Annotated in this window: 2 protein-coding genes; both read left to right on the top strand. The window is 35.9% G+C overall.

Annotation, left to right across the window (positions count from 1 at the left end; all coding sequences use genetic code 11):
* Positions 1 to 647 precede the first annotated feature (647 nt).
* A complete protein-coding gene (locus H5116_RS20000; protein ID WP_182716918.1) occupies positions 648 to 2,036 on the top strand; it encodes an IS4 family transposase in 1,389 nt (462 codons plus the stop codon).
* 332 nt (positions 2,037 to 2,368) lie between these two features.
* Positions 2,369 to 3,385 (top strand): hypothetical protein, encoded by a 1,017-nt coding sequence (locus tag H5116_RS19995; RefSeq protein ID WP_182716917.1) that lies wholly within the window; start codon positions 2,369 to 2,371, stop codon positions 3,383 to 3,385.
* Positions 3,386 to 3,864: the final 479 nt, after the last annotated feature.

The raw sequence follows: 3,864 nt of genomic DNA, 5'->3' as shown, positions 1-3,864 counted from the left end.
ATGCTGAAATAGCATCAAAGAGTTTTAAACTTCGACCGGAATTAATTGCGAACGACCCCTATGCCCATCATTTCTCATCAATTTAATCTGTTTTAATGTATTAAGTAAATGTCTGCTATTGGCACAGAGCCGTCCTTCGGCTCAAACTCATTTTTGTCCAAAAACGAGTTTACCCGACCGTTTGTTTTTCGCTCAAGTAAGACCCTGATAAGTAGCTTATATAGCTATCTAGCTTAACAACGCTATCAAAAAACAGAAGTATATTTCCGATAACTACCTTTGAATCCCTAGAAACGGAAGTTTGCTTCCGAAATATAGCAATATAGGCTTACAAACCGGAAGTTTACTTCCGTTTTGTACTTTAAGATTATAAGCCGGAGTCTAGTGAAAGCTGGGAAGTCTAATTTATTCAATTTAAATGGCTGGTATTCACCAGTTGAACTCACAGCTCATAGCTACCAGTCAGATGAAGCATAAACTTATTCGCCCAAACTGTAAGATCTGATATGTGCTACTACAAAAGTTAGAGGCGACAACTATCCTGACACCTGACTCTTATACACAAATAAATTAGGCTTCAATTGAACTTTATTTATATCAGTCGATCAGATCAGTTATAACGAAAAAACCGGTCGAGTTTAATTATTATGCTGATAAAAGATACTGAAAAATGGGCTAATCATTTGTTTAAACATGCTGAATTAGGTGATGAACGACGCACTAAACGCCTGGTAAAAATAAGTCATCAAATGGCGAGCAACACAGGAAGTTCTATTGTGAAAGCATCTGGCTCACAGGCCTCTATTGAAGGCGCATATCGCTTTCTTCGCAATGATAAAGTTGACGCAGATAACATCGCTACCGCCGGTTTGAATTCGCTGTTACCTGCAATAACGCTGTCAAACACAATCCTTGCGCTAGAAGATACATCAACATTGTGTTACCGACACAATGTGACTAAAGAGCTCGGACATACTGGCGCATATAAACAAAGCTCTTCTAAAGGGATGTTGGCGCACACCGTCCTTATGGTCGATGCAGAAACAGAGCGTACTATTGGCTTGGGTGCACAACATCGTTGGTGCAGAAAAGATGAAAACTTTGGTACCGCTAACGACAGAAAACGCCGCAAGTACGAAACGAAAGCAAGTTATAAATGGCAACGCTCGTCGGAAGAAATGAGTACCCGATTTGCAGATGTCATGGACAATATCATAAGCGTTTGTGATCGAGAATCTGATATGTTTGATTATAAAACAATAAATAATCAACGGTTTGTAGTGAGGGCCAAGCATGAGCGGGTCGTGAATGCAGACGGCGATAAACTAAGTCCCTACATTGAAAATCAATCTAGCGAAGCTTCATATTCGGTTAAGATACAGCAAAAAGGAGGCCGAAAAGCACGTATTGCGAAAGTAGCTGTACGTTATGCTTGCATTACTATTTATCCGCCTAAAAAACACAAGAAACTTGGTGGTATGAATTTAACAGTAATAAGCTGCAACGAGATTGATCCACCAAGTGGAACAAGTCCTTTGTCGTGGAAATTGTATACAGGCGAACCGATAAATAGTGCTTCTGATGCACTAAAGATAGTTAGATTTTATGAACTAAGATGGCGAGTTGAAGAGTTCCATAAAGCGTGGAAGTCAGCGGGCACTCAAGTTGAGTCGTTTCGCATGCAAACGCGAAATAATCTAGAAAAGATCATTGTAATAACAGCATTTATTGCGGTGAGACTTCTCCAATTACGCGAGCTTGTTGTCGATAAAGATAATGAAAAATCAATTAGTTGCGACAATTTTTTCAATCTTCTTGAATGGAAACTGTTGTGGTCAAAGACTGAAACTAAAAAAGCACCTAACACAACACCTTCATTACATTGGGCTTATTATGCACTTGCCAAATTAGGCGGGTGGCACAACAGCAAGCAAACAGGTGTTGTTGGTTGGGAAGCTTTATGGAAAGGTTGGTTTTCACTGAGCCAACTGCTAGAAGGCGCTCGATTCATGCAAGCGCAACAACAGGAGATGTGATCAAGAGACAGATCCTGACACAGGGGTTGGCAGAGTAAGTACTTTTAGGCTGGTTGATAATTTGTCTTGAGGTGATTTTTAGCTCTTAATAATTCTCAATTTAAGCGGCGCAGTATCTATAAAAATACAAGCTAAGTTGTTGTCTGAAAAAACTTAGTACTTAACTGATATTTCAAGTTAAATGGCGTTGAACACTAGTTTTTGTTCTTTAAAATATTTACTGTTAAAATACAGGTAAGTTTAAGCACTTTCTTTCTGTATAAAGACTAATTAACTTCATAAGTACCAAAGATATCATAAATATTCCTCAAGACGAGTCCCTACATAGTTTTTTGATAAGGGAACAGCTTATCTACAGCGATAAGTTTGATCCAAAAGGTGTAATAACTGCTGATGGTATGTGGCGGAGTCAGCCATACGCACACAGCAGTGTAGTTTCATTTTTTGAAAAATATCAGGAAGAATTTCTATTTAATTTACTCAATACCAATACCGATTTTTATTTAGGGAGTAATCCTATTTACTCTCCAACTTTATTTATAAATAAGCTTCATAGTGTTTTTTTTGCTGGTGAACATATTAAAAGTAAGTCAAAGATCGAAATCAAGTTCTGTGTTAGCTGTATTGAAGCTGCTATACGAAAGTATGGCTATGGATATTTTAAAAATGAATGGTCTAATAGTTCGTTCTGCAGAATACACAATAACTATTTAATGTATCTGCCTGCAACATCATATAAGCAGGCAATAGACAATTTGATCTTAGTAATATCAGGTCGAATTCCTTATATTTCGAAAATAGAAAAAAAAGATACTAAATTTCGTTTTTTTGATGCTGCCATTAAAAGAAAGAATGATGACTACTATGTCTTTCCAATAAAAGTGATGTTGTGTACTCTTGATGACATAGGTTTTTGGATGATTAAAAATCTTTCTACAGAGCTGGGGTTTATAAATGTATTTGATTTCCCAGAACAACTAATAGAAACAATAGAAGCTTTATTACACATATATCGTGGTAATAAAGAACTCAATGAATATATACATACAAAAATGGAATTTTGGAAAGTAAAAATATCTGCTAAGGGAGAGTTAACTGAAATTGTAATGGTTCCGAAACATAAAGAATGCAGTTCATGTAAGCATCAAAATATTTGTGATCTACAGAATTTAGAATCGGATTATATAAGTGATAATCTTAATTTATATTTTCTTAGTCAGCATTCTCTAACATTGAGAAAACACATCTATGCTCAGTCAGGGGTCCTAGACTCGATTAAGTATCCTTGGCAACCTCTTCTCATCACTGAGGATAATAGGACTTCCCAGCTTTCACTAGGCAGTTTTTAACTCAACATTATACGCTTCTTCAAATTTAACAGGTGAAACACCAGCTGTATTTGAATGCCGTTTTTTTGAATTGTAAAAAATTATTTAAAGTTGAATTTTTCAGCTTCAGCTTTAGTTTGACTTGATTCCCTCATAGTTAAGCCGAGGGTTATCTATAATTTCTTTTGGTATTAGTAGTCAAATATTTTCAATCTGATTTAGTGACAATTAGTAAAGTAGCTGTTCAATCTTAACTTAAGTAAATTTGTGACGAAAATGCTGACTTTTGCAATTTCGAGATCATTTTCACTAATTTTTTATTCATTCGTTTATTTTTTATAAGACAATGATCGTTTTGTTATGTTTAATGCTTCATGTAGTGGTCAATAAAATTTGGCCACAGTTTTAGAATCTTGATATCTAACCTCAGATTCATTTGGCGCTAAACCGGCATTATAATGATGCGGCCTAACGTTGTTGTAATATCCGTTGATATAATC

It is taken from the genome of Pseudoalteromonas sp. SG45-2 (assembly GCF_014164115.1).
GTDB lineage: Bacteria > Pseudomonadota > Gammaproteobacteria > Enterobacterales > Alteromonadaceae > Pseudoalteromonas > Pseudoalteromonas distincta.
Note: the sequence above shows the minus strand (reverse complement) of the source record. Positions and strands in the feature narration are given on the sequence as shown.

What these genes read in the sequence shown, in the direction of transcription:
- H5116_RS20000 (WP_182716918.1), top strand. Translation starts at nt 648, where the DNA reads ATGCTGATAAAAGATACTGAAAAATGGGCTAATCATTTGTTTAAACAT.